This window comes from Actinomycetospora cinnamomea (genome assembly GCF_003096675.1).
GTDB classification, from domain to species: domain Bacteria; phylum Actinomycetota; class Actinomycetes; order Mycobacteriales; family Pseudonocardiaceae; genus Actinomycetospora; species Actinomycetospora cinnamomea.
This window is the reverse complement of the sequence record NZ_QEKW01000018.1, coordinates 22,113-47,820: the sequence shown is the minus strand read 5'-3', so window position 1 is coordinate 47,820 and position 25,708 is coordinate 22,113. Positions and strand designations below refer to the sequence as shown.

21 protein-coding genes are annotated in these 25,708 nt (G+C 76.7%); 15 read left to right on the top strand and 6 right to left on the bottom strand.

The genetic code is table 11. The features are described from left to right. Positions 1–99 precede the first annotated feature (99 nt). The 4 genes from C8D89_RS24025 to C8D89_RS24010 all read left to right on the top strand — a co-directional run bounded on the left by C8D89_RS24025 (position 100) and on the right by C8D89_RS24010 (position 4,687). Entirely contained in the window at positions 100–1,098 is a 999-nt protein-coding gene (locus C8D89_RS24025; protein WP_133252047.1) for a hypothetical protein, read from the top strand. Beyond that, positions 1,095–2,018 (top strand): nucleoside triphosphate pyrophosphohydrolase, encoded by a 924-nt coding sequence (locus C8D89_RS24020; protein WP_165825910.1) that lies wholly within the window; start codon positions 1,095–1,097, stop codon positions 2,016–2,018. Before C8D89_RS24025 ends, C8D89_RS24020 begins: the two co-directional genes overlap by 4 nt. A gap of 160 nt (positions 2,019–2,178) precedes the next feature. Continuing rightward, positions 2,179–3,144 (top strand): UDP-glucuronic acid decarboxylase family protein, encoded by a 966-nt coding sequence (locus C8D89_RS24015; protein ID WP_116710667.1) that lies wholly within the window; start codon positions 2,179–2,181, stop codon positions 3,142–3,144. Continuing rightward, positions 3,134–4,687: an NAD(P)/FAD-dependent oxidoreductase gene (locus C8D89_RS24010; RefSeq protein ID WP_116710666.1), complete on the top strand. Its 1,554-nt coding sequence runs from the start codon at positions 3,134–3,136 to the stop codon at positions 4,685–4,687. Before C8D89_RS24015 ends, C8D89_RS24010 begins: the two co-directional genes overlap by 11 nt. Here C8D89_RS24010 and C8D89_RS24005 read toward each other — a convergent pair. Together C8D89_RS24005 and C8D89_RS24000 are read right to left on the bottom strand one after the other, a co-directional pair. Then, complete coding sequence (locus C8D89_RS24005; protein ID WP_165825909.1) at positions 4,626–6,230, bottom strand: ABC transporter permease; 1,605 nt, start codon at positions 6,228–6,230, stop codon at positions 4,626–4,628. The two genes, C8D89_RS24010 and C8D89_RS24005, sit on opposite strands and share 62 nt — an antisense overlap. Before the next feature lie 77 nt (positions 6,231–6,307). After that, a complete protein-coding gene (locus tag C8D89_RS24000; RefSeq protein ID WP_116710664.1) occupies positions 6,308–7,420 on the bottom strand; it encodes an extracellular solute-binding protein in 1,113 nt (370 codons plus the stop codon). A gap of 92 nt (positions 7,421–7,512) precedes the next feature. Between C8D89_RS24000 and C8D89_RS23995 the strand changes: the two genes are divergently transcribed. The 5 genes from C8D89_RS23995 (at position 7,513) to C8D89_RS23975 (ending at position 13,578) form a co-directional block, all read left to right on the top strand. Continuing rightward, positions 7,513–8,547: an ABC transporter ATP-binding protein gene (locus tag C8D89_RS23995; RefSeq protein WP_116710663.1), complete on the top strand. Its 1,035-nt coding sequence runs from the start codon at positions 7,513–7,515 to the stop codon at positions 8,545–8,547. Positions 8,548–8,584: 37 nt separating this feature from the next. Further along, positions 8,585–10,048, top strand: a complete 1,464-nt coding sequence (locus C8D89_RS23990; RefSeq protein ID WP_116710662.1) for a hypothetical protein — start codon at positions 8,585–8,587, stop codon at positions 10,046–10,048. 85 nt (positions 10,049–10,133) lie between these two features. Next, positions 10,134–11,102 carry a glycosyltransferase family 2 protein gene (locus C8D89_RS23985; RefSeq protein ID WP_133252046.1) on the top strand — a complete coding sequence of 323 codons (969 nt, stop codon included), beginning with the start codon at positions 10,134–10,136 and terminating at the stop codon, positions 11,100–11,102. Further along, complete coding sequence (locus C8D89_RS23980; protein WP_165825908.1) at positions 11,099–12,046, top strand: Gfo/Idh/MocA family oxidoreductase; 948 nt, start codon at positions 11,099–11,101, stop codon at positions 12,044–12,046. Before C8D89_RS23985 ends, C8D89_RS23980 begins: the two co-directional genes overlap by 4 nt. Before the next feature lie 2 nt (positions 12,047–12,048). Next, on the top strand, positions 12,049–13,578 hold the full coding sequence (locus C8D89_RS23975; protein ID WP_116710659.1) for an alkaline phosphatase family protein: 1,530 nt from the start codon (positions 12,049–12,051) through the stop codon (positions 13,576–13,578). A 4-nt stretch (positions 13,579–13,582) separates the two neighbouring features. On the opposite strand, the gene C8D89_RS23970 is transcribed toward C8D89_RS23975, so the two are convergent. The 3 genes from C8D89_RS23970 to C8D89_RS23960 form a co-directional block, all read right to left on the bottom strand. Next, entirely contained in the window at positions 13,583–14,476 is an 894-nt protein-coding gene (locus C8D89_RS23970) for a glycosyltransferase family 2 protein (protein WP_165825907.1), read from the bottom strand. Then, a complete protein-coding gene (locus C8D89_RS23965; protein ID WP_116710658.1) occupies positions 14,473–15,828 on the bottom strand; it encodes an oligosaccharide flippase family protein in 1,356 nt (451 codons plus the stop codon). The genes C8D89_RS23970 and C8D89_RS23965 overlap by 4 nt, the downstream gene beginning before the upstream one ends. 68 nt (positions 15,829–15,896) lie before the next feature. After that, complete coding sequence (locus tag C8D89_RS23960) at positions 15,897–19,085, bottom strand: arabinosyltransferase domain-containing protein (protein WP_116710657.1); 3,189 nt, start codon at positions 19,083–19,085, stop codon at positions 15,897–15,899. 88 nt (positions 19,086–19,173) lie between these two features. On the opposite strand from C8D89_RS23960, the gene C8D89_RS23955 reads away from it, so the two are divergent. From C8D89_RS23955 to C8D89_RS23945, 3 genes are all read left to right on the top strand, one after another. Beyond that, a complete protein-coding gene (locus C8D89_RS23955; protein ID WP_207787393.1) occupies positions 19,174–20,103 on the top strand; it encodes an EfeM/EfeO family lipoprotein in 930 nt (309 codons plus the stop codon). Then, on the top strand, positions 20,100–21,350 hold the full coding sequence (locus C8D89_RS23950; RefSeq protein WP_116710656.1) for a Dyp-type peroxidase: 1,251 nt from the start codon (positions 20,100–20,102) through the stop codon (positions 21,348–21,350). The genes C8D89_RS23955 and C8D89_RS23950 overlap by 4 nt, the downstream gene beginning before the upstream one ends. A 71-nt stretch (positions 21,351–21,421) precedes the next feature. After that, the gene (locus C8D89_RS23945; RefSeq protein ID WP_243418335.1) at positions 21,422–22,339 is read left to right on the top strand and encodes a lytic transglycosylase domain-containing protein; all 918 of its coding nucleotides are present in this window, start codon (positions 21,422–21,424) and stop codon (positions 22,337–22,339) included. Between the two features lie 47 nt (positions 22,340–22,386). Here the strand turns inward: C8D89_RS23945 and C8D89_RS23940 are convergent, their stop codons facing one another. Further along, the gene (locus C8D89_RS23940) at positions 22,387–22,830 is read right to left on the bottom strand and encodes a tetratricopeptide repeat protein (RefSeq protein ID WP_116710654.1); all 444 of its coding nucleotides are present in this window, start codon (positions 22,828–22,830) and stop codon (positions 22,387–22,389) included. Between the two features lie 194 nt (positions 22,831–23,024). On the opposite strand from C8D89_RS23940, the gene eno reads away from it, so the two are divergent. From eno to C8D89_RS23925, 3 genes are read left to right on the top strand one after another with little or no spacing between them, the layout of a single operon-like run. Further along, a complete protein-coding gene (gene eno / locus C8D89_RS23935) occupies positions 23,025–24,311 on the top strand; it encodes a phosphopyruvate hydratase (protein ID WP_116710653.1) in 1,287 nt (428 codons plus the stop codon). 5 nt (positions 24,312–24,316) lie between these two features. Further along, positions 24,317–24,991, top strand: coding sequence for an FtsB family cell division protein (locus C8D89_RS23930; protein ID WP_116710652.1), 675 nt, complete (start codon positions 24,317–24,319; stop codon positions 24,989–24,991). Continuing rightward, entirely contained in the window at positions 24,988–25,533 is a 546-nt protein-coding gene (locus C8D89_RS23925) for a DUF501 domain-containing protein (protein WP_116710651.1), read from the top strand. Before C8D89_RS23930 ends, C8D89_RS23925 begins: the two co-directional genes overlap by 4 nt. Positions 25,534–25,708: the final 175 nt, after the last annotated feature.

Genomic DNA, 25,708 nt, shown 5'->3' with positions numbered 1-25,708 from the left:
GCAGCGAGGGACGCCCTCGCTGCCAGGGCGGCGGCGGGACCGCCTCGACCCACCCGGGCGCCCGAGGCCCCCGCACCGCCGGGTGAGAAGGTGACCGACGTGCGACGTCTGCCCCTGCTCCTCGCGTCGACCCTCGTCGCCCTGCTCGTCCTCGCCGGGTGCGGGTCGGGCCCGGACCGCACGGGCGCGGCGGCGATCGTCGGCGACCAGGTGATCACGGTCGACGAGATCCAGGCCGGGCTGCGGACCGCGGTGCCGGACCTGCGGGTCGCGGTCGACCAGCAGGGAGCGGCGCAGGGCGTCCCGCCCGGGGCGCCGATCCCGCCCGAGCTGCTCGCGCAGGAGTCGCGGCGGCTGGTGACGGTGCGGGTGCTGCACGAGCTGATCGCCGAGCAGTCGCGCCGCGACGGTGTCGTCGTGGCGCCCCAGCAGGTGGACGCGGCGCTGGCACGGGCCGGCGGGGCCGAGGCGGCCGCGCGCGGCAGCGGGTTCGACGCGGCGACCATCCGCGAGCTGGTGGCCGACCAGATCGCCGCGACCGAGATCGGGCGGCGGGTGTTCGACCGGCTGTCGGTCACCGTCGACTACGCCGCGACACCCGACCGCGCGTCGGCGGAGGCCCTGGCCGCACAGGTCGCCGCCGACCCGGCGCGCGCCGCGGCCCTCTTCGGGGCCCAGGGCGCGGGTGCCGGCGCCACGGGGCTGTCGCTGCGCCCGGGCACCGACCAGGGCGGGGGAGTGGGCCAGACGGCGTCGTCCGTGCTGTTCGGGCTGCCGGCGGGCACGGTGGCGCTCGCACCGGCCGGATCGGGGTCGCAGGCCGGCGGCCAGGACCCGGCCCAGGGCCCGTGGACGGTGATCCATGTGCGCGAGCGGCGTCTCGACGCCCCGCCGCCCGGGCCCGGCGTCGTCCCGGCCGCGGCCGTCGACGAGAACACGATGTTCGGGTTCGGGCTGCGCCAGCTCCAGCCGCTGGCGCTCGAGCTCGGCGTGACGGTGAGCCCCCGCTACGGCGCCTGGGACCCGACACAGCTCGACGTGGTCGAGGACGAAGCGGCCGCCGGCGTCGTCCTGCCGGTGCGCACCACCGCGCCGTGAGCGAGACCGTCCCCGTCGACCCCCGGCTCGGCGCGGTGCTGCCCGCCGCGGCGGTGCGGGCGGTCGCGGCCGCCGACCAGGTGCGCCTGCACCCCGACCTCCCCGCCGACGTCGCGGCCGCGTTCACCCGGGACCTCGGCGCCGTGGGGCCCGACGCCCCGGTCGCGGCCGGCACGGTCGTCGAGCTGGTCCCGGCCCCGACGACCCCCGGCGCCGCGCTCCTCGACGCCGTGCGGGTGATGGACCGGCTGCGCTCGCCGGGCGGGTGCCCGTGGGACGCCGCGCAGACGTCGGCGTCGCTGCTGCGCTACCTCGTCGAGGAGACCTACGAGCTCTACGACGCGGTGGCCGACGGCGACCGCGTCGCCGTGCGCGAGGAGCTCGGCGACGTCCTGCTCCAGGTGCTCTTCCACGCCCGGATCGCGACCGAGGACGCCGCGGACCCGTTCGGGATCGACGAGGTGGCCGAGGCGCTCGTCGCCAAGCTCGTCGGGCGCCACCCCCACGTCTTCTCCGACGGCGAGGTGATCCACGGGGCCGCGATGACCCCCGGGGAGCAGCAGGTGCGCTGGGAGGAGCTCAAGGCCGTGGAGAAGCGCCGGGCCTCGGCGCTCGAGGGCGTCGCGCGGTCGCAGCCGGCCGCGGCGCTCGTCGCGAAGTACCTGTCCCGGGCGCGGAAGGCCGGGGTCCCCGAGGAGCTCCTGGGCGCGGCGGTCCCGGCCGGGGCGCCCGGAGCGGCGCTGTACGACGGCGTGCGCGCTCACGACGGTGACCCCGAAGGTGCCCTGCGGGCCGCCGCCGACGCGCTCGCCGCGGGGGTCCGCGCCGCCGAGGACGCGGCGCGCGCGGTGGGGGAGGATCCGGCGAACATGGACGCGGACGCCTGGCGCCGGCACTGGCCCGCGATCCGCACCCGGTGATCGGAGCCGGGAGGGCACCTCGAGGCGAGGATAGGCTACCTTTACTGGACAAACCGGCGCCTCGCGGAAGTGGGTCCCTTGATGTCACGTCGCTCCGGGACGCCGCGGACGCGGTCGTGCCGCGGTCCGCGCCCGTCCTCCACGGTCGGGTGAGGGGGGCGTGCCACGGCCACGAGCGGTCGTCACCGGAGGGGCGGGGTTCCTCGGCTCGCACCTGTGTGAGCGGCTGATCCGCGAGGGCTACAGCGTGCTGTGCCTGGACGACCTGAGCACCGGCTCGCCCCGCAACGTCGAGCACCTCGCCGAGATCGGGCCGTTCCGGTTCGTCCGCGCCGACGTCACCGACTTCGTGCACGTCGTCGGCGACGTCGACGTCGTGCTCCACTTCGCGTCCCCGGCCTCGCCGATCGACTACCTGCGGATGCCGATCGAGACCCTCAAGGTGGGGTCGATCGGGACGCTGCACACCCTGGGGCTGGCCAAGGAGAAGAAGGCGCGGTACCTGCTCGCCTCCACCTCGGAGGCCTACGGGGACCCCCAGGTCCACCCGCAGCCGGAGAGCTACTGGGGACACGTCAACCCGGTCGGCCCGCGCGGGGTCTACGACGAGGCGAAGCGGTTCGCCGAGGCGATGACCATGGCCTACCGGCGGTCCCAGGCGGTGGACACCGCGATCGTGCGCATCTTCAACACGCACGGCCCGCGGATGCGGCCCGACGACGGGCGCGCCGTGCCCACCTTCATCCGCCAGGCGCTGGCGGGCGAGCCGTTGACCGTGGCCGGCGACGGCCGCCAGACCCGGTCCATCCAGTACGTCGACGACCTCGTCGAGGGCTGCGTGCGGCTGCTGCACTCGCCCCTGGCCGGTCCGGTCAACATCGGCAACCCGCACGAGGTCTCCATCGAGGACCTGGCCCGCGGGATCCTCGACCTCGTCGGCGTGCCGGGCACCCTCCGGTTCGTCCCGCGCCCGGAGGACGACCCGACGGTACGCCGCCCCGACATCACGCTCGCCCGGCGGGAGCTCGGCTGGGAGCCGGCGGTCGGCCTGGGTGAGGGGCTGCGCCGGACGATCGAGTGGCTCCGGGCGGGTCCCGAGCGGTCGGTGGCACCCCGTGCGATCTGAGCCCGAGGGCACGCAGCCCGGTACCGGGATCCTGATCATCGGTGCCGGTCCCGCGGGGCTCACGGCCGCCTACGAGCTCGGCCGCCACGAGCGCCCCGCCACGGTGCTCGAGGCCGACGACGTCGTCGGCGGGATCAGCCGCACCGTCGAGCGCGACGGCTGGCGCTTCGACATCGGGGGCCACCGCTTCTTCACCAAGGTGCCGCGCGTCCGGGCGCTGTGGCACGAGATCCTGGGCGAGCGCGACTTCCTGCTCCGCCCGCGGCAGAGCCGCATCCTCTACCGGGACCGCTTCTACGACTACCCCCTGCGTCCGGTCGGGGCGCTCCGCACGCTGGGGCCGGTCGAGGCACTGCTCTGCACGCTGTCCTACGTGCGGGCCCGGATCCGGCCGCCGGCCGACCAGTCCCACCTGGAGGGCTGGGTGGCGGCGCGGTTCGGGCGACGGCTCTACCGGCACTTCTTCAAGACGTACAACGAGAAGGTGTGGGGGGTACCGGCCACCGACATCGCGGCGGACTGGGCCTCCCAGCGGATCAAGGACGTGTCGCTGGCGACCGCGGTGTGGAGCGGGCTGCGACCCGGGCGGCGTGACACCGCGATCACCTCGCTGATCGAGGAGTTCCACTATCCCCGTCATGGACCGGGGATGATGTGGGAGCGGTGCCGCGAACTGGTCGAGGCCGCCGGCAGCAAGGTCGCGCTGGAGCAGACCGTGACGAGGATCCGGCACCGCGACGGCCGGGTCCACGGCGTCGAGGCCTCCACGGACGACGGCGCCGTGACCACCTACCGGTGCGGCGAGGTGTTCTCGTCGATGCCGCTGCCCGATCTGGTGCGCGCGATGGACCCCCCGCCGCCACCCCGGGTGCGCGCGGCCGCCGACGCCCTCGGTTTCCGGGACTTCCTGACCGTGGCCCTGGTGGTGCCCGAGCGGTCCGCCTTCCCGGACAACTGGATCTACGTGCACGCCCCGCAGGTGCGGGTCGGCCGCATCCAGAACTTCGGCGCCTGGTCGGAGTCGATGGTCAAGCCCGGCCGGACCTGCCTGGGCCTCGAGTACTTCGTGTTCGAGGGCGACGACCTCTGGGAGCTTCCGGACGCCGATCTGGTGGCCCTCGGAACCCGCGAGCTGGCCGAGCTGGGGCTCGTCGACCCCGAGGGGGTCGAGGCCGGCTACGTGGTGCGGATGCCGAAGGCCTACCCCGTCTACGACCACGAGTACCGGGCCAACGTCGCGGTCCTGCGTGCCTGGCTGGACGAGCACGCCACCAACGTGCACCCGATCGGGCGCAACGGTCAGCACCGCTACAACAACCAGGACCACTCGATGCTCACCGCCGCGCTGGCGGTGGAGAACGTCCTGTTCGGGGCCGGCCACGACATCTGGGCGGTGAACGTGGAGGCCGACTACCACGAGGAGGGCGCGGCCGAGCAGCACGCGCGCACCGGACGGGACGCCCCGATCCTGCCGCGCCGGCCTACCCGGGCGGTACCCGACCGGTGGCCGCGGCCGGGCCGGAGCGACCCCAGAGCCGGATGAGCAGCAGGACCGGGACGAGGCCCACGGCGACGATCAGCAGCGACGGCAGCGCCGCGGTGTCGAACCGGGAGTCCTTCGTCGCCTCCCACGCCATGATCGCCAGCGTGTCGCCTCCGAGCGGGCGGAGCAGGGCCGTCGCCGGGAGCTCCTTCATGACCTCCACCATGACGAGCAGCGCCGCGGTGAGCAGCCCGGGCAGCAGCAGGGGGAGGTGCACTTCGGCGAGCACCCGCCCCCGGTCCGCGCCCAGCGACCGGGCGGCGTCGTCGAGATCGGGGTGGACGCGCCCCATCCGCGCATCGACGGCGAAGAACGCCTGCGCGTGGAACCGGACGAGGTAGGCCAGCAGCAGCCCGAGAGCGGTGCCGGTGAACACGAGCCCGAGGGTGGTGCCGAACGTGCCCTGGGCGAGGTCGATGAGCCGGCGATCGACCCACACCAGCGGCACGTAGATGGCCACCGCGATGACCGTGCCCGGGACGGCGTAGCCCACCGAGGCCAGGCGGGCGGCGGCCGTCCCGAGCCGGGAGGGCGCGACCCGCTGGCCGTACACGATGACGGTCGACGTGATCACGGCGAGGAACGCGGCCGCCAGCCCGAGCAGCAACGTGTTGAGCGCGGCCTCGGCGAGGCCCGCGCCGACCCGGTCCGCCAGCACCGTCTCGACCGACCAGGCCAGCAGCTGGGCGACCGGGACGGCGAACACGACGGCGAGCAGGAGACAGGGCACCGCGGTCGCCACGGCGGCGCGGGCGCCGCGCAGTCGGCGGGGCGTGACGGTGTCGCCGCGGGCGAGCGCCTGGTGGTAGCGGGCCCGGCCGCGCAGCAGGCGCTCGACGACCACCATGAGCAGGGCCAGCCCGACGAGCACCGTCGCCAGCTGCAACGCGGCGGCCCGGTCGAACGCCCCGAACCAGAGCCGGTAGATCGCGTCGGTCAGCGCCTGGTAGCCCAGGAGGCTCACCGCCCCGAAGTCGGCCAGGGCCTCCATCACCGCGAGCGCGGCACCGGCGGCCAGGGCCGGGCGGGCCAGGGGCAGGGCCACCGAGCGGACGGCCTGCCCGTGGCTGCGACCGAGGCTGCGGGCCGCCTCCATCGACTGCCGCGACTGGCCGAGGAACGCGCTGCGTCCGAGGACGTAGACGTAGGGGTAGAGCACCGCGGTGAGGACCGCGATCGCCCCGGCCGGCCCGCGCAGGCCCGGCACGTCCAGCCCGGCCCCGAACAGGCTGCTCTGCAGCGGGTTCGCGTACCCGAGCTGCCCGACCAGCACGAACACCAGGACGTACCCGGGCATGGCCAGCGGCAGGACGAGGGCCCAGTCGAGCCACCGCCGGCCGGGGAAGTCCCAGAACGAGACGAGCACCGCGAGCCCGCCACCGACGACGAGCGTGCCGATCGCGACCCCGACCCCGAGCAGCACGCTGCGTCCCAGGGCCCCGGGCAGCAGCGCGAGGGCGATCCGGTCCACACCGTCGTCCCCGGCGAGGAAGCTCAGCGGCAGCGCGACCAGCGGCCCGGCCACCGCCAGCGCCGTGAGCACGCCCAGCACCGCCCATCTCGGCGTGCGCCGGCGCGGCCGGGGCGGTGGCGCCGTCGACGCGATGGGGGGCGGCGTCGTCACCGCCATCCGACGGCCAGCATCATCGCGACCGCCTCGTCCAGCAGCGGCCCGGCCTCCTCGACCGCGATCGGGTCGATCCGCACGTCGGCCCACGACGCGATGTGGGCCGGCGGGGGCACCTGCGGGTTCGCGGCGAACTCGCTGCGCGACACGATCTGCTCCTGGGCGGGCGGCGAGGTGAGCCACTCCATCAGCGCCACGGCGGTCGGCACCGCGTCCGAGCCGCGCACCACGCCCACCCCGGAGACGTTGGCGTGGGCGCCCGCCCCTCCCTGGTCCGGCCAGGCGGGGGCGACGGGGAAGGACGGGTCGTCCTTCAGGGCCCGCCCCAGGTAGTAGTGGTTGGCGAGGCCGACGTCGCAGTCGCCGGCCGCCATCGCCGCGAGCATCTCGCCGTCGGAGCCCAGGATGTCGGGGTCGTTGGCCATCCAGGAGCGCAGGAGGGCCTCGGTGGCCTGGGGCCCCCGCTTGGCGATCATGTCGGCGACCAGCGACTGGTTGTACTCGCTGTTGGACGTGCGCAGGCAGGTGCGCCCGGCGAAGGCCGGGTCGCCCAGGCTCTCGTAGCCGGTCACGGCCTCGGGCCGGACGCGCTCGGTGGCCACCAGGGGCACCCGGAGCCGGGTGGAGACCGCCCACCAGGCGCCGTCGTCGGCGTGCAGCCTCTCGGGCACCTGGGTGCGCAGCGTCTCGCTGGTCACCGGCTGGAGCAGGCCCTGCTGCTCGGCCCGCCACAGGTTGGCCAGATCGGTGGTGATCAGCAGGTCCGCCGGGGTGTCCGCGCCCTCCTGGGCCAGCCGCTCGCCGAGCTCTCCGGCGGTGCCTCCGCGCAGCTCGATGCGGACCCCGGTCCGCGCCTCGAACTCGCGGAACACCTGCTCGTCGCCGTAGTGCGAGCGTCCGTTGTAGACGACCAGGCGGTCGGCGAACGGGACCCCCGCGGTGACCACCTCGGGCGTCTCCCCGCCGGCCGGTGTCGGCGACGCCGTCGCGGGCGCCGGGTCCTCCCCGCCGACGCCGACCACGGCCACGACCACCACGACCACGGCCACGGCCGCGAGGGCGACCGCAGGCACCAGCACCCGGGGGCGGAGGAGGGTGTCTCGCATCGGTGGATCTCCCGGGGGACGGCGCTCGTCGGGCGGCGGTCCCGAGCGGGACGCCGCGACCTGCCGTCAGCATAGGCTAGGGTAGCCAAACCATGAGGGCCTCCACGATCGACGCCGTGGACCTCGAGAAGGCGTTCGGCGGTCACCCGGCGGTGGCCGGGGCGTCGCTGCGGGTCGGGTCGGGCGAGCTGGTCGCGCTGGTCGGGCCGAGCGGATCGGGCAAGACCACGCTCCTGCGCCTGATCGCCGGTTTCGAGGTGCCCGACGCCGGCTCCGTCGCCATCGGGGGGCTCGCGGTCGCCGGCGAGGGCGTCTGGGTGGAGCCCGACAAGCGTCGCATCGGCATGGTGTTCCAGGACGGGGCTCTCTTCCCCCACCTGTCGGTGCGGGCGAACCTCGAGTTCGGTGGGCCGCGCGCCGGCCGCGTCGAGGAGTGCCTCGAGCTCGTCGGGCTCGCGGACCGCGCCGGGGCCTTCCCCCACGAGCTGTCCGGGGGCGAGCGCCAGCGGATCGCCCTCGCCCGCGCGCTGGCCACGGAGCCCCACGTGGTGCTGCTCGACGAGCCGTTCGCCGCGCTGGACGAGGGCCTCCGCGCGGAGCTGCGCGAGGAGGTCGCGGGCGTCCTGCGCGCCGCGGGCGCGAGCGCCCTGCTCGTGACGCACAACCAGCAGGAGGCGCTGTCGCTCGCCGACGTGGTGGCCGTGATGCGCGACGGGCGGATCGAGCAGGTCGGTCCCCCGCAGACGGTGTACGGCGACCCCGCGACCCGGTGGGTGGCGGAGTTCCTCGGCGATGCCGACGTCGTGTCCGGGACGGCCGCCGACGGGGTCGCCGAGTGCCCGCTGGGCCGGTTCCCGGCCGACACGGCGCTGCGCGGCCCGGTCGAGATCGTGCTGCGCCCCGAGGGTCTGGTCATCGGCCCGGACGAGGCCGGTGCCCCGCCGGGGAACGCGGCGGAGGCGGTCGTCCTCGGTCGCTCCTACTTCGGCCACGACCAGCTCGTGCGTCTCGAGCTGGCGGGCGGCCTGCGCCTGCGGAGCCGCAACCCCGGCTCGGCGGCCTGGCGGACGGGAGACCGTGTGCGCGTGGCGGTGCGGGGCCCGGTGACCGTGCTCGGGCCGTCCTAGACGCCCGACTCGGACGACCTGTGACCCCGGACGACCTGTGACGTCCCTCTCGCGGACCGGCGCGACCCCCGCCCCGGTCGCCCACCGGGTGGCGTTCCGCCGGCCCCGGGTGGCCACGCTGCTGCTGCTCGCCGGGAGCGTGGCGCTCGCCGCCGCCTCCCTCGGGGTGCCGGCGGCGCTCGGATACGACCCGTGGGCCTGGCTCGTGTGGGGGCGCGAGGCCACGCGCGGGACGGTGAGCACGGCGGGGGGACCGACCTGGAAGCCGCTGCCGGTCCTGGTCACCACCCCGCTGTCCTACGCGGGTGATGCCGCACCGGAGCTGTGGCTGGTACTGGCCCGCGCGGGTGGTCTCGTCGCGATGGGCCTGACCTACCGGCTCGCCGCCCGGACGGCCGCCGGGCTCGGGCCGGACGGGTCCGCGCGGTTCGTCGGGCCCGTCGCGGGCCTGGTCGCCGTGCTGGCGCTGCTGCTCGGCCCGGACGCCGAGTCCCGCTGGATCCGGCTCGTCCTGCAGGGCAACGTCGAGCCGCTGCTGGTCGCGCTGTGCCTGGGGGCGGTGCTCTGCCATCTCGACCGCCGGCCCGGCGTCGCCGTGGCGCTCGGCGCGGCGGCGTGCCTGCTGCGGCCGGAGGCCTGGCCCTTCCTGGTGCTCTACTCGGTGTGGCTGCTGGTCGCGCACCGCGACCGTTGGCCGGTGCTCCTCCCGCTGCTGGTGGCCGTCGTCGCCACGGCGCCCGTGCTGTGGCTCGGCGGGGACTGGTTGATCTCCGGCGACCCCTGGAGCGGGGCGACCCGGGCGCAGGTCCTCGAGGGTGATGCGGCGGAACGGCTGGTGGCCACCAGCACCCAGCTGGGCGGCGTGGTGCTGGTGCCGGTCTGGGTGGCGGCGGCGGTGGGGGTGTCCTGGTCGGTCCGCCGCCGGGCGTGGACGCCCGTGGTGCTGGCGGTCGCGGCGCTGGTCTGGATCGCGATGGTGGCCGCGATGGCGAGCCTGCTCGGCTACGCCGCGCTGAGCCGTTTCCTCGCCCCACCCGGCGCGGTGCTGTGCGTCCTGGCGGGCACCGGGATCGCCTGCTCGCTGGCCGCGATCGGCCACCGGGGCCTCCGGCTGGCGGTGGCGGTGCTCCTGATCGCCGCGATGGTGCCGTTCGCGCTGCCGCGGGTCGGCTGGTTGCCGCGGCAGGTCGCCGAGGCCGGGGAACGCGCGCGCCTCGAGGAGGACCTGGACCGTGCCGTCGCACTCGCCGGCGGCCGCGACGCCCTGCTCCGATGCGGGACCCTGGCCATCGACGCCACGAGACCGATCGACCTGCAGGCCCGGCCGGGACTGTCGTGGACCCTCGACGTCCCGCTGGCCTCCGTGGGCTACTCGTCGGGCGGTCGGCCGGGCGTCGTGATCCTGCGCACCGGGGATCCGGCCGCCGGTGGTCTCGACGCGCGGGTCCTGGCGACGACCGAGCGCTGGACCGTGCTCGCGGTCGGCTGCCCGGCCCCCTGATCCCGGGGGCGTGCCGCCGGCGACCAAGGTGTGCCTCACCTACCCGTTCCGGGGCGCCACGGGCGTGGCACTAGGGTCCGTGCCGATGCCCACCCTGTCCGTGGTCGTGCCGGCGACCGACCGGCCGGCGACGCTGCCCCGCGCGGTCGCGGCGATCGAGCGTGCCGGCGCCGACGAGGTCGTCGTGGTGGACGGCCGGGACGACGGGGAGCACGCCCACAGGCTGCCGGTCTGCGCGGCCCGCAACCTCGGGGCCCGGCGCGCGGCCGGCGATGTCGTGGTGTTCGTCGACGCCGACGTGGAGATCCACGCCGACGCCCTCCGGCGCATCGGGGAGCGCTTCCGCGCGCGACCCGAGCTGACCGCCGTGTTCGGGTCCTACGACGACAGCCCGTCGGCCGGCGGCACCGTCGCCGCCTTCCGCAACCTGCTGCACCACCACGTCCACCACCAGGCCGGGGGCCCGGCGGAGACGTTCTGGTCGGGCCTGGGCGCGGTGCGGCGGGACGCCTTCCTGGCCGTCGGCGGCTTCGACGGCGACCGGTTCCCGCACCCCTCGGTCGAGGACGTCGACCTCGGTGCCCGGTTGGTGGCGGCCGGCGCCCGGATCGAGCTCGACCCCGCGATCCAGGGCACGCACCTCAAGGCGTGGACCCTGCGGACGATGGTCGCCACCGACTTCGCCCGCCGCGGGGTGCCGTGGGTGGCCCTGTTGCTGAGGTCCGGGCAGCTGCGGGCCGGGCGCGCCTCGACGGCACTGAACCTCGGCTGGCGGCACCGGCTCAGCGCGCTGGCCTGCACGCTCGCCGTGTCCGCCCTGGCGGCGCGGCGCCCGCGGGTCGCGGCGGGCGCGGTCGGAGTCCTGGTCGGCCTCAACCGCGACTTCTACGCCCTCCTCGCCCGCCGCCGCGGGGCCCGGGAGGCCGTCGTCGGCGTCGGGCTGCACGCGGTGCACCACCTCACCGCGGTCGCGTCGGTGCCGGCCGGGGTGGTGGTCCACCTCCGGGACCGGCGCCGATCGCAGCGGGAGCGGGCAGCAGAGGGGGCGCGGTGACCGCGCCGGTGCGCCTCGCGCTGATCGGGGCCGGCCGCCTCGCCGAGGTCGGCTACGTCCCCGCCCTGGAGGCGGCCGCCGGGGCCACCCTCGTCGGCCTGGCCGACCCGGACCCGGCCCGCCGCCGTGCGGTGGCCGCGCTCGCCGGCGGCGAGCCCACCGTGCCCACCGCGGCGGGCGCCGCCGAGCTGCTCGCCGCGCTCGACGCCGCCGGGGCCGGGCCGGACGGGCTCGTGCTCGCGACCCCGGCGGCGGCCCACCTGGCCGACGCCCGCGTCGCGGCGGCCGCCGGCCTGCCCGCGCTGGTCGAGAAGCCGCCGGCCCCCGACCGCGCCGGGGCGGCGGAGCTGGCCGCGCTCGCACCCGCGCCCCGCATCGCGTTCAACCGGCGCTTCGAGACCGGCACCGAGGAGCTGCGGTCGGCGACACCCCCCGGGGAACCGGTGCGGTTGTCCCTCGAGATCGGCTACCGCCGGGCCGGGTGGGGAGCGCACGCCGTCGCCGACGACGCGCTGCTCGACCTCGGCCCGCACCTGGTCGACCTGGCCCGTTGGATCACCCGGGCCGAGGTCACCGACGTCGTCGCGGCCACGGTCACGCCGGAGCGGGCCGAGTTCGAGCTCGCCCTCGGGGCCGCCCGCGCGCACATCCGCTGCGCCACCGACCGGCCCTACCGCGAGCGCGTCGAGGTCCGCGGACCGGACGGCCGCCGTCTCGCGCGCCGCCGCCGGGGCGGGCTGGTCGCCGCGGTGGGCGGCCGCCTCGCCCCGTCGTCCGGGCCGCACCCGCTGGTCGCCTCGCTGACCGCCCAGGTGGAGGCGTTCGCCCGGATCGTGCGGGGCGACCCCGAACCCACGCTGGGCCGGGCCGCCGACGGGCTCGCGGTGATGACCACGATCGACGCCGTGCGGGCGTGCGCGGACGGCGTGGCGACGGAAGGGTAGGCATGCTCGCCGTACTGCAGTTCGACTCCCCGAGCCTCGCGGTGCTCGACCGGATGCTGGCCCAGGGCCGCCTCCCCGCCCTGGCGGGGCTGCGCGAGCGCGGGGTGTGGCACGAGCTCCGGACCCCGGCCACCCACTTCGCCGCCGGCGCGTTCCACACCCTCTACAGCGGCACCGAGCTCGCCGACCACGGGCTGTTCTACCCGTTCCAGTGGTCGGCCTCGGAGCAGCGCGTGCGCTACACCACCGCGTTCGAGGCGCCACCCCCGGTCTGGGAGCGGCCGGGGGCGCGGACCCTCGCGCTCGACCCCTACGAGAGCCGGCCGCCGCTGGTCCCGCCCGCGGGCACGGTGGTCAGCGGCTGGCAGTTCACCGACCGGGTCGTGCTGCAGCCGTGGTCGTCCCCGCCGGACGCCCGCGGTCGGCTCGAGCAGCTGTTCGGGCCGGCGGCCGCGGTCGAGGAGGTCTTCGGGCGCAGCTCCCCCCGCGACCTGCTGCGCCTGCGGCGCGACCTGCTCGCCGCCTCCGGGCGGGCGGCGGACGCGGCCACGCTGCTGCTGGCCCAGGACCGCTTCGACCTGACCTGGCTGACCTTCAGCGCCGGTCACGTCGCCGGTCACCAGTTCTGGGACCTCTCCCAGCTCGACGACCGCGCCGACGACGCCACCCGCCACGTGCTCTCCGGCGCCCTGGAGGAGGTGTACCAGAGCGTCGACGCCGCGCTCGGTCGCGTGCTGGCCGCCCTCGGAGAAGGCACCGACGTCATCGTCACCTCGCCGGTCGGCATGGACGTCAACACCAGCCGGGCCGACCTGATGCCGGAGATGCTCGACGCGGTCCTCGACGGCGGTGCGGGCGGTTCAGCCGGCTCAGCCGGCGGCGACCGGCCCGCTCCCGGGTCCGGCGCGGTGTGGAAGCTGCGCGCGGCCGTGCCCACGGGATTGCGCGCGCGGGTCGCGGCCGCCCTGCCCGACCGGGTCGCGCTGATGCTCACCGAGCGCCTCGAGCTGCGCGGGCGGGACTGGAGCACCACCCAGGCCTTCGCCCAGCCCGCCGACAACCAGGGCTACATCCGCCTCAACCTGGCCGGACGTGAACGCGACGGCATCGTCGCCCCGCGGGACGCCGAGGCGCTGATGGACCTGATCGCCGAGGGGCTGGCCACCTTCCGCGACCCCGACGGCACCCCGTCGGTCGCCGCCGTGGAGCGCGTCGCGGACACCTTCGAGACGGGCGCGCACTCCGACCGGTTGCCCGACCTGATCGTGCGGTGGAGCGACCGGCCCGCCACCCGGCTCGACGCCGTCGTCTCCGAGCGGTTCGGCACGGTGCACCGGCGCGGCGGGGGCAGCGGCCGCTCCGGCAACCACACCGCCGGCGACGCCTGGGCGCTGGTGGTCCCGGGCGCCTCGCAGGCGCGCACGACGTCCCGGCCGCCGCGGCTGGCCGACATCGCCGCGACCGCGGCCGCCCTGGCAGGCGTCGACCCGACGAACCTGCCCGGGGAGCCGCTGCTGGAGCGCCGGACCTGACCGGTCAGGCCGCCGGGCCCGTGCGCCGGCCCGGGATGATCGATCCGGCGGCCTCCAGCCCCATGCCCCAGGCCGTCGCCACCTGGGCCACGCCGACCAGCAGCCCGGCCCGGGGCCCCGCGGCGAAGCCGCGGCGCAGCAGCCCGGTGTAGAACCCGGGGGACTCGAGGCGGGGGCCGCCGCGTCCGGGCCGGTCGTGGCGGCGGGCGTCGGTGTGGAAGCGGTAGCCGCCGCGGCCGTAGCGCACCTGCTGGCGCCAGAACCCGGTGGGCGAGAGCACCTGGTGGTGGCGGACGAGGGCGGAGGGCACGAAGACCAGCGCGTGGCCCGCCCCGGTGAGGCGCTCGCACCAGTCCCGGTCCTCGCCCGCGGCCAGCGGGTAGCGCTCGTCGAACGGCACGGCGCGACAGACGTCGGCGCGGCACGCGAGGTTGCTGGTGGGGGCGAACCGCATCCGCTGCGTGACGGGGTCGACGCCCGCCTCGGCGAGGTGGCTCGCGATCGTCTGGGAGGCGGCGGCCAGCACGCTGTCGGGGCGGCCGTTGCGGGTCGGTCCCGCCGCCGCCTCGGCGCCGTCGGCGATCCGTGCCGCGAGGGCCCGCGCCCACCCGGGCACGGGTTCGCAGTCGTCGTCGGTGAAGCAGACCACCGGCGCCCGGGCGGCACGGACCCCGGCGTTGCGGGCGGCCGCCGGACCCCGGCCCGCGCCGGCCACGAGCCGCGCGCGGGGGGCGCGTGCCACGACGTCCGCGACGGCGCGGGCGTCGCGCGAGGCGTCGTCGACGACCACGATCTCGAGGTCGGTCGCGTCCTGGTCCTCCAGCGCGGCGAGGCAGACCGCGAGGCGGTCGGGCCGGTCACGGGTCGGGACCACGACCGAGATGCGCGGGCCGGTCACGTCAGCACCCCGAGCGCGACGACGGCCGCGGCGCCGGCCGGCGAGGCCACGGCGAGCCGGGTCCCCACGGCGCCGGGCAGGACCCGGAGCGCGACCGCGACCGACCCGGCGGCCCCCAACAGGGCCGCGGACGTCGCGCCCGCCGCCCCCCAGGCGGGCACGGCCAGGGCGGCCGCCGCCCCGAAGACCACGAACCCGCCCAGGGCCGTCTGCAGGGTCGCCCGGGGTCGCAGCCGCAGCGCCGCGGCCTGCACGGCGAGGGCGTTCACCGGGGCGAGGACGACCAGAGCCAGGGCCGGGACGAAGGCCGCGGACGCCGCCGCGAACCCGGCGCCGAACACCGCCGGGGTCACGACGTCGAGCAGGGGCGCCGCGACGGCGGCGCCGGCCAGCACGACGACCAGCAGCCGTCCGGCGAGGCGGCGCAGGGCGGCCTCGGCCCCCTCGGCCCCCTCGGCGCCCTCGGCCTCCTCGGCCGCGTCGAGCGTGTCGTCGTCGCGGCGGGCGAGCGTCGGCAACGAGACGGTGAAGACCTGCACCACCGCATAGGTGGCGGCGAGCGCGACGCCCAGCGCCAGGGCCGCGAACCCGGTCTGCGCCCCGGCCCCGCCGACGACCGCCACCACGACGATCCCGCCCCGCTGTGTGAGCTGGACCAGCACCCCGCTCCCGGCCTGGAGGAGCCCGAAGCGTGGTGCGCCCTCGGGCCACGCCACCACGGGGTGCCGCCGCGCCGTGAGGAGGGGACGGGACGCGACGGCCGCGAGGCCGGCGCCCACCACGGCCGCCACGAGGATCGCCCCGGCCGCCCCGGTCGAGCCCGCGGCGTCGTGGAGCACGATCACCGCCACCACGAGCGCGGCGTTCTGCACCGGATAGCGCGCGCACCACGGTCCGGTGCGGCCGAGCCCGAGATCGGCCTGCAGCGCGAGCGTGGCCGCGACGTTGAGGGCGAGGGCGAGGAGGACGAACGCCGTCACCAGCGGCGGGAACGTCGCCGGGTCCGCGACCGCGAGCGCCGCGGCGACCACCGCCAGCGCCGCCCACGCCCACGCCCGGTGACGGGCCAGCCGCAGGGTCAGCGCCCGGGCCAGCGCCGGGCGTTCCGGCGCCGCCGCGGCCGGGACGTAGCGGGCGAGCAGGGTGGCGCCCCCCAACGTCATCGCGACCGAGCCGACCGCGACCACCGTCAGGGCCACCGAGAACCGGCCGTAGTCGGCCGGACCGAGGGTGCGCGGCACGACGACGGCCAGCAGCAGGAGGGTGACCGCCTCGGCCGCCTTGCCCAGCAGCCCGGCGCGCACGGGCGCCCGCAGGCGCCCGTCGTTCGTCGCCGCGGGGGAGACGCTCATCCCGGGGGTGCGGCACGGAGCGGGGGGCGTGGCACGACCGGAAGGGTAGCGGGCATGTGAGGACACCCTCACCTCGGCGCCGGGGGCGCGCTGATCGCGACGCGGGCCCCGGGCACGGTCCGCTGCTCGGTCGTCAGGGTGTAGGCGTCCCGGGCGAGGGGGGTGCCGAACACGTACACCCGCACGTCCGGGTCGACCGGGCCGACGGTCGCGAGGGCGAGCACGGAACGGCTGCGCGCGACCTGCCCGAACACCCCGCCCCGGGCGGGCTGCCACGCGATGTCGTCGAGGGCGGCGCGAGGCCCGTCGACCCGCAGGATCGCCGCGACCGGTGGCTCGGTGATGCCGTCGACGACAGCGGGCGGCCGCAGGCACGGATGGGCGAAGGCCAGGTGCCAGCCGAGGGCGACGGGGGCGTCGGCGCCGAACCCGTCCCGCAGGTGGGTCCGGAGGTCGACCGGCCGGGCCAGCGCCGGCGCGGTGAACGCCAGCCAGCCGTGGAGATCGCCCGTGCGGTCCACGGCGTGCAGTCGGACGACGTCGCTCCCGGGGGGCGGCGCCAGCGTCAAAGTCCGCCACGACGGGCTGCGCAGGGTGTCGGCGAGCGCCTGCTCGCCGGTGGGGGCCGGGGACGCACCCGTCCGTCGCCCGTACTCCGCGACCAGCTCGTTGCCGGCGGCGAGCGTCCCGGCCGCGGTCACGATGACGGTGGACCCGTCCCCGGGTGCGTCCGGGAGGGCGTACCACCCGGTGGACATCTCCCCGGTGCTCTGCTCGGCGGTGTCCTGCCCGGCGGGGCCGGCGTCGTCGCCGGCGAGGCTGCCCCAGCCCGCGGTGACGCTGCCCTGCGGGCGGTTGTTCGCGTAGTACCCGGCGTCGGGCACGAAACCCGCCGGTGGTGACGGGGCGGGCAGGCCCGCGGGCGCCAGGGGTCGGGCGGTGAAGGGATCGAGGACGCGGATGGTCGAGGTCGCGCCACAGCCCGACCCGAGCGGGTCGGCCGTCGTCCGGGCCCACATCGAGCCGGGGGGGACACCGCGGACGGCGGCGACACCGAAGCTCCCGACGGTGTAGGCGGTGGTCGCGGCGAGGGAGACCACGACCACGATCGGCAGGGCCCACAGTGCGTGCCGCCGGGCGGCGTCGACACCGCTCCCGCGGGACCGCCACGCCAGCACGAGCGCCACCAGCCCGACGGCGAGGGCCCACAGCAGCGGGCTGTCCAGCCCGACGTTGCGGATCGAGGGGGGCTGGTGGGGGGTGCGCACGCCGTCGAGCCAGGCGTACGGCCAGGAGTTCGGGCCGTGCCAGGCCAGCGCGATCGCCGCCACGACGGAGCCGGCGGCCGCGGCGACGACACCACCCGGTGGTCTCGCCCCGTCCAGCACGCGCCGGGTCAGCGGCACGGCCGTCACCAGCAGGACGCCGAGGAACGCCGGACCGACCCCGGCGAGGGCGCCGAAGTGGTGGGTCCACTTCGACGGGGTCGCGGCCAGCGCCACGAAGGACAGCGCCGTGGTGGTCGCGGCGAGCGTCAGCGGGGCCGGCAGCGGACGGTGCCTCGCCCGGGCGGCGACCGCGAGCACGGCGTACCACGCGAGCGCGACCAGGCACGCCAGCACCGCGGCCCGCTTGGCGAAGTTGCCCATCGCACCCTCGTCGAGCAGGTACGCGTACCGCTCGAACTCCGCGGTCCACCCGTCCTGCTCCAGCACCGACAGGAAGAGCGCCTGCCCGCGCCGGAAGTCGCGCAGCGCCCCGTCGGCGAACCCGAGCAGCGGAGCGATCATCGCCCCCGAGGCCACGGCGACGACCCGGCCGGCCGTGGCCACGCGCGCGCCGGGCACGCGCAGCACCGGCCACAGGGCGGGCAGGCCGGCGAGCAGCGGCGCGACCATGGTGACCCCGGTCGTGTGGGCGGTGAACCCCACCCCGGCGAGCGCGCACGCCACCCAGGCCGGTGCCAGCCGGTGGTCGCGCCCGGTGACCAGCACGGCGTGCATCGCGGCGACGCCGCACAGGGCGACCACGGCCTCCGGGCGCACACCCATGTCGTAGGGGACCCACCACGCCAGGAAGACCACCCCGAGCACGACGGGCCCGGCGCGGGCCCGCCACCGTCCCACCGGCCCGTCCGGCTCACCCGGAGCCGCCGGCCCCGCCGGCTGCTCGAAGGCCGGCGCGGCGACGCGGCGCAGCACCAGCCAGGTGAGCACACCGAGGACCAGCGCCGGGACCCGCTGCGGGACCGGACCGAACCCGGCGAGCTGCTGCCAGGCGCCCAGGCCCTGGGAGACCCAGGTGAACGGGACGAAGCTCTGGTCGTAGAACTGGTAGTAGTTGCCGACCTCGCCGGAGAGCACCGCGTTGCGGGCCTGCGTGGCGAAGTACCCGTCGTCGTCGGTGGCCGGCGCCACGAACGTCCACACCGCCAGCACGGCCGGCACGGCGAGGTCGACGACCCGGGGCCGCCCCGGCCACCGGGGACGCCGGGAGCGCCGCGGGGTGGCCTCGGGCGAGGTGCGGTCGGCGGCCACGAGGAGGCCGGCCGCGGCCAGCAGGGCGAGCACGAGCACCGCGGTCAGCACGTTCTTGAGCGGGGTCGGGCTGCTGGTGAACTCGTCGTCGACCCGGAGCCGGACCGCGAGGTCCCCGGCGGCGTCGGGAGGCAGCGTGGTGACCGAGGTGACCAGGACGTCGACGTCGGGGAGCTGGTCGTCGGCGGCGCGGGCGAGCTCGCGCCCGTCGCGGGTGACCACGAGCTCCGCGTCGCCGGGTCCGGCGAACGCGCCCGGGGCACGCGCCCCACCGCCGGGGCCGGACGGGCGCACGTCGGTGGGGCGACCGGCGCTGCGGCCGGTGACCCGGTACGCGCAGGGCCCGGTGGGCAGCGGCTCGTCGACCAGCACGCGGTCGAGGGCACGCACGGCGACCCGACCGTCGGCGGCGGTGACGAGCAGCCCGGTGACGCCCGCCTCCGGCGAGCCCGGCAGCGCGGTCGAGACGACGACGCCGGACCCCTCGGCCCCGGCCTGGCGGGCGACGTCGCAGCTGAACCGCAGGTCGAGCGCGAGCGGCCGGTAGGCGGTCAGGGTGAGCAACGTCGACTCCGGTCTCGACGGGTCGACCGGCCAGCGCACGGTGGGCTCGTTCACCGACACCGGGGCGAAGGGCAGCAGCAGCGCGCACAGCACGGCGACGAGCCCGGCGACCGCGGCCGCGGGCGCGGCGCGGCCGGTGCCGCGTGCCGGTGTCACGGGTCCTCATCCTCGCGATCGCGGACGGCTTGTCATCAGGCGGGCCAGATGTAAGGTGAGCCTAACTTCACACAGGAAGGGGCGCGACGTGCCCAGCACCGGTTCCCGCCAGGTCCTGCCGCTCGTCGGCGTCCTCGGAGCGGCGGTCGTCGTCCTCGCGGCGTGCGGGGGTGCGCCGCCGGCCCCGCCCGCTCCCGCGGCGCCCGCCGCGGCACCGGCGGCGCCGGACCGGACGCAGATGATCGACCAGGCGGTCGCGCAGTACGAGGACTACGTCCGGCAGCAGGTCGCCGACACGGTCGCGGGCACCCGTGTCCTCACCGACGCGGTCCGGGCGGGCGACCTGGAGGCCGCCAAGGCGGCGTTCGCGCCCTCGCGCGTCGGCTGGGAGCGCATCGAGCCGATCGCCGGCCTCGTGGAGGAGATCGACGGCGCCGTCGACGCCCGGGTCGACGACTTCGCCGGGGTGGAGGACCCGGAGTTCACCGGGTGGCACCGCATCGAGTACATCCTCTGGGAGCAGGGGCAGACCGCCGCCGCCGTCCCGTTCGCCGACCAGCTCGACGCCGACCTGCAGACCCTCGACCAGCAGATCCGGACCTTGCGCATCCCGGCGCTCGACATGGCCCGGGGCTCCGCGGAGCTGATCGAGGAGGTGTCCCAGGGCAAGATCACCGGCGAGGAGGACCGGTACTCCAAGACCGACCTCTCCGATTTCCAGGCCAACATCGACGGTTCGGTCGCGGTCATCGGGTTCCTGCGGCCGGCGTTGCAGGCCTCCCGGCCCGCCGTGCTCCCCGCGATCGACCAGGGCTTCGCCGACGTCGACGCGGGCCTCGCGTCGCTGCGACGGCCCGACGGGTCGTTCGTGCCGTACTGCCAGGAGAACGACGAGTACCCGTCGCCGCTGTGCCCGGCGCCGACGGTGACGACCCAGCAGGTCGACACCTTCAAGGTCCAGCTCGCCGGACTGTCGGAGGACGTCGCCATGGTCCCGGGGGTGTTGGGCCTCCAGTGACCTCCGGCGACCGTGGCGGGCTGTCGCGCCGCCGGCTGTTCACCACCGGCGCCGCGCTCGGCGGCGGCGCGCTGCTCGCCGGGTGCGCCTCGTCCTCGTCGGGGTCGGCACCGGGCGGGGGCCCGGCCGATCGCGTCCCCTTCCACGGGCACACCCAGACCGGCATCACGTCCCTGCCGGTCCCGGCCTCGGGCCTGCTGGCCTCGTTCACCAGCCTCGCGCCCGACCGCGGCGCCCTCGAGGAGATGCTGCGGGAACTGACCGACGAGATCGACGGGCTCATGTCCGGGCGACCGCCCCGGGTCCGGGATCCGGCGCTGCCCCCCGAGGACTCGGGTCTCCTGGGTGCCGAGCCCCCGCCCGACGATCTCTCGATCGTGGTCGGGGTGGGGGCCTCGCTGTTCGACCACCGGTACGGCCTGGCCGCCCTGCGCCCCCGGGAACTGGTGACGATGCCGTTCCTGGCCAATGACCGCCTCGACCCGGCCCGCAGCCACGGTGACGTCCTCGTCAGCGTGCAGGCCCGGCACCCGGACACGGTCGTGTTCGCCCTGCGCCAGCTGATGCGCCGGACGCGGCGCACGCTGACCCTGCGGTGGGTGCTCGACGGGTTCGGGCGCGGCTCGGCGCCGGGGGAGTCGACGACCGGCTCGCCGCGCAACCTCCTCGGCTTCATCGACGGGACCGCGAACCTGACGTCCTCGAACGCCGCGCTGATGGACCGCTACGTGTGGGTCGCGGCGGGCGACCCCGAGCCGGCCTGGACCGCGGGCGGGTCGTACCTCGTCGTCCGCGTCATCCGGATGTTCGTGGAGTTCTGGGACCGGACCCCGCTCGCCGAGCAGGAGGCCCTGATCGGGCGGCACAAGCTCAGCGGCGCGCCGCTCGGGCGGGCCTCGGAGATCGACGAGCCGGACTACCGCGCCGACCCCGACGGTCGGATCACGCCCCTCGACGCCCACATCCGCCTGGCCAACCCGAGGACACCCGAGACCGCGGGCAGCCTCCTGCTGCGCCGCGGCTTCTCCTACACCCGCGGCTTCGACGGGGCCGGGGCCCTCGACCAGGGACTCGCGTTCGTCTGCTACCAGCGCAGCCTGGAGGCCGGATTCCTCGCGGTCCAGGGACGCCTCGACGGCGAGCCCCTCGAGGAGTACGTCATGGCCGAGGGGGGCGGGTTCTTCTTCGCCCTGCCCGGGGTCCGCGGACCAGGGGACTTCCTGGGGCAGGACCTGCTGCGCACCTGATCCCGACCGGTGGCGCGCCGGTCTCCCACTGGCCGCGGCCCGTCGTGTACCGCCGCGTAACCTGCCCCCCGATGAGCGCGCCGACCGACCCGACGCCGGGTTCCCGCGATCGTGTCCCGGGCCCCCGTCGATCGACGGTCCGCAGCGGACGCGACGCGGAGGTGGCGCCCCCTCCGCGCCGGCTCGCGCTCGTCGGGCGCCTCGGCCTGGTCCTCCTGCTGCTGCTCGCGGCCGTCGCCACGGTCGTGGTCGTGAGCCAGCGCCACCAGTTCGGGCGCCAGGACGCGGGCGCCGAGGAGATCCCCGCCCTCGAGGTGGAGCCGGCCCCCGTGCAGCTCGGCACGGTCGCGCAGCCCAGCGCGCTCGCCCCGCCCGCGCTCGCGCAGCTGCCCGGGGCGCCCGCCCCGGCCGGGGGCGGGCCGCGGGCGACGCTCGCGAGCTGGGCGAGCGGGATCTCCGAGCGGGTCGACGTCCCCGCCCGCGCCCTGCAGGCCTACGGGATGGCCGACCTCGCCGTGAAGAGCGAGCAGCCCGAGTGCAACCTCTCGTGGGTCACGATCGCGGGGCTGGCCCGCATCGAGTCCAACCACGGCCGCTACCGCGGCGCGACGATCGCGGACACCGGCAAGGTGACGCCGCCGATCATCGGCGTGCCCCTCGACGGCACCGGCGGCAACCGCACCATCGGCGACACCGACGGCGGCGTCCTCGACGGCGACACGGCCCTCGACCGTGCGGTGGGCCCCCTGCAGTTCATCCCGTCGACGTGGGCGCGGTGGCGCTCGGACGGCAACGGCGACGGGGTCGCCGACCCGAACAACATCGACGACGCCGCGCTCGCCGCCGGGCGGTACCTGTGCGCCGGCGGCCGCGACCTCGCCACCGGTCCGGGCTGGCGCGCGGCGGTGCTGTCGTACAACAACTCCGACGAGTACGGCCGCCGTGTCTACGCGGCGGCGGACTCGTACGCGGGCGCGTCGCAGGCGTAGGAGGCGGCTGGGTCGGCGGCTGGGCCGGCGGCTGGGTCCGTGGAGCTCTAGGACGCACCGCCGGCGCGGTCCGAGCGCACCGCGATGTTGGCGCTGACCTCGCCGAGCGCCTCCTGGTACTCCGGGCGCGGGTCCATCGCCGCGGCCATGCGCAGCTGCGCCCGCGCCTCGGCGAGGCGGCTCTGGCGCTGCAGCGTGCGGCCGAGGGCGAAGCGGGCGTAGTGGTCGGCCGGGTCGAGCTCCAGCACGCGCAGGAAGCCCTCCTCGGCGCGCCGGAACTGCGCGGACGCCAGGTAGGCGCGCGCGGCCAGCAGGTGCACCGACGCCGCCTCCTGCTCGGCCTCGAGCAGCGGGGCGAGGGCCTTGAGGGCGTCGAGGGGGCGCCGGTTCTCGAGGAGGTCCTCGGCGCGGCGGAAGGCCTCGACCGACGAGCCCGCCGACACCGCCCGGGGGCCGTCCTGGTCGGCGGGGTCGGGCTGTGCGGCGGACATCCCCGTCACCGTAGGCCGCGTCACGGAACGGCGCGAGGGCGGGAGACGGAGCCCATCGGGCGTGGGACACCGACCGTGCGTGGCGCGCCGGTGCGCCGGACCCCGGCGTCTACGATGCGGGCGACGTGGCGTGCCCCGGACGGGGCACGGGCGGCGAGGCAGACGGCTCCCAGCAGCAATCGGAGGCAAGGTCCGTGGCGGTCATCGAGCAGGTCGGCGCACGGGAGATCCTCGACTCGCGGGGCACGCCCACGGTCGAGGTCGAGGTGGCGCTCGACGACGGCACGCTGACCCGCGCCGCGGTGCCCTCCGGCGCGTCGACCGGCGAGCACGAGGCCGTCGAGCTGCGCGACGGCGACGACTCGCGCTACCTGGGCAAGGGTGTCGAGCGGGCCGTCGCGGGCGTCCTGGACGAGATCGGGCCCGGCCTGGTCGGCATCGACGCCGCCGAGCAGCGCGTCGTCGACCAGAAGCTCATCGACCTCGACGGCACGCCGGACAAGTCCCGCCTGGGCGCCAACGCGCTGCTGGGTGTGAGCCTCGCGGTCGCCCGCGCCGCCGCCGAGTCCGCCGAGCTCGACCTGTTCCGCTACGTCGGCGGCCCCAACGCGCACGTGCTGCCCGTGCCGATGATGAACATCCTCAACGGCGGCGCCCACGCCGACTCGGGCGTCGACATCCAGGAGTTCATGATCGCGCCGATCGGCGCGGAGTCCTTCCGCGAGGCCCTGCGCTGGGGCGCGGAGGTGTACCAGGCGCTGAAGAAGGTGCTCAAGAAGCAGGGGTTGTCGACGGGCCTGGGCGACGAGGGCGGCTTCGCGCCGTCGCTGCCGAACAACCGCGAGGCCCTCGACCTGATCATGGTCGCCGTCCGCGACGCGGGGTACACGCCGGGCCGCGACGTCGTGCTCGCCCTCGACGTGGCGGCCAGCGAGTTCTTCTCGAACGGCGTCTACACCTTCGAGGGCGAGACGCGCAGCGCCGCGCAGATGAGCTCCTACTACGGCGAGCTGCTCGACGCCTACCCGCTGGTGTCGATCGAGGACCCGCTCTCGGAGAACGACTGGGAGGGCTGGACCAAGCTCACCGGCGACATCGGGGACCGCATCCAGATCGTCGGCGACGACCTGTTCGTCACCAACATCGAGCGCCTCGAGGAGGGCATCGAGCGCCGCGCGGGCAACGCCCTGCTGGTGAAGGTCAACCAGATCGGGACGCTCTCGGAGACCCTCGACGCGGTCAGCCTCGCCCAGCAGTACGGCTACCGCTGCATGATGAGCCACCGCTCCGGCGAGACCGAGGACACGACGATCGCCGACCTCGCCGTCGCCACCAACTGCGGGCAGATCAAGACCGGCGCCACCGCCCGGTCCGAGCGCGTCGCCAAGTACAACCAGCTGCTGCGCATCGAGGAGGCCCTCGGGGACGCCGCGCGCTACGCCGGCGACCTGGCCTTCCCGCGCTTCGACCCGGACGCCTGAGCCGCGTGGCCGCCGCCGAGCCCACCCGCGACCTCCCCGACCGCGACACCGCGGGGTCGGCGGCGGGGGGCTCGGCCGCCTCGTCCCGCGGCCGCCGCCGCGGGACCGGGCGCGGCCGGGGCGGCGCGGGCGCCCCGGCGGCGCCGCGCGGCCGCACCCGGGCGCGCCAGGGACCCCGCCGCGACCCGCAGCGCGTCGTGCGCCGCCGCCACCCCCTGCGCGTGCCGTCGGGTCCCGCGGCCGCCGCGGCCCGCGCCCGCCGGGCCGCCCAGGCCACCGGGGGCGCGCTGGGCCTCTCGACCGCCCGCCGGGCGGCCGTGCTCGCCGTCGTGGTGTGCGCGCTCGCGCTGACCGTCGCCGTGCCGCTGCGCAACTACGTCACCCAGCGCCACGAGCTCGCCGCCGTCGCCGCGGAGCAGGACCGCCTGGCGCGCGAGGTCGCGGTCCTCACCGAGGAGCGGGCCGCCCTGCGCGACCCCGCCCACATCGAGGCGCTGGCCCGCGAGCGCCTCGGCTACGCCCGGCCCGGCGAGGTCCCCTATCGCGTGCAGCTGCCCGGCGACGCCGACGCCGCGCGCGACCCGCGCGAGACCGGGCCGCGCGCGGGCCTGCCGCCCGCGGAGGCCGAGCTGCCCTGGTACGAGCGCGTCGCCCGGTCGACGCTGGGCACCGCTCCGTGAGCGCCACCCCGCCCGGCCCGAGCACCACCGACGTGCACGACGCCGACGCCGCGGCCGTCGCCGCCCAGCTCGGCCGGCGTCCCCGCGGGCTGCGGCGCGTGGCGCACCGCTGTCCCTGCGGGCTGCCCGACGTCGTCGAGACCTCGCCACGGCTCGAGGACGGCACGCCGTTCCCGACGCTGTACTACGCGACGTGCCCGCGCCTGACCTCACGGATCGGGCGGCTCGAGGCCGAGGGCCTCATGCGCGAGCAGACCGAGCGCCTCGGCACCGACCCGGACCTCGCCGCGCGCTACGCGGCGGCGCACGCCGCATACCTGGCCGACCGCGACGCGATCGACCCGCTGGGCACCGAGGTCAGCGCCGGCGGCATGCCCGGGCGCGTGAAGTGCCTGCACGTGCACGTCGCCCACACCCTCGCGCGGGGTGCGGGCGTCAACCCGATCGGCGACGAGACCCTCGCCCGGCTCGACCACTGGTGGCACGCGGGGCCGTGCGTCGCGCCGGCCGACGACACCCCCGCCCACGACCCGACGGGCTGACCCCCGGTGCCCCACCGGGCGACGGGAGGCGAGCCGCCGTCCGGCACGCACCGTCGCGCGCCGGTCCCGGGTCCGGTGAACCCGCGACCCGGCCCGGGCACGACCCCCGCCGGGGCTTGGTGTCGTCGCCGCGCGGAGCCCAGGATGGTCGCGCCGGTTCCCCCGACCGGCGGTG

What these genes read in the sequence shown, in the direction of transcription:
- C8D89_RS23995 (WP_116710663.1), top strand. Translation starts at nt 7,513, where the DNA reads ATGAGGGCCTCCACGATCGACGCCGTGGACCTCGAGAAGGCGTTCGGC.
- C8D89_RS23975 (WP_116710659.1), top strand. Translation starts at nt 12,049, where the DNA reads ATGCTCGCCGTACTGCAGTTCGACTCCCCGAGCCTCGCGGTGCTCGAC.
- C8D89_RS23965 (WP_116710658.1), bottom strand. Translation starts at nt 15,828, where the DNA reads ATGAGCGTCTCCCCCGCGGCGACGAACGACGGGCGCCTGCGGGCGCCC.
- C8D89_RS23945 (WP_243418335.1), top strand. Translation starts at nt 21,422, where the DNA reads ATGAGCGCGCCGACCGACCCGACGCCGGGTTCCCGCGATCGTGTCCCG.
- C8D89_RS24000 (WP_116710664.1), bottom strand. Translation starts at nt 7,420, where the DNA reads ATGCGAGACACCCTCCTCCGCCCCCGGGTGCTGGTGCCTGCGGTCGCC.
- C8D89_RS23940 (WP_116710654.1), bottom strand. Translation starts at nt 22,830, where the DNA reads ATGTCCGCCGCACAGCCCGACCCCGCCGACCAGGACGGCCCCCGGGCG.
- C8D89_RS23985 (WP_133252046.1), top strand. Translation starts at nt 10,134, where the DNA reads ATGCCCACCCTGTCCGTGGTCGTGCCGGCGACCGACCGGCCGGCGACG.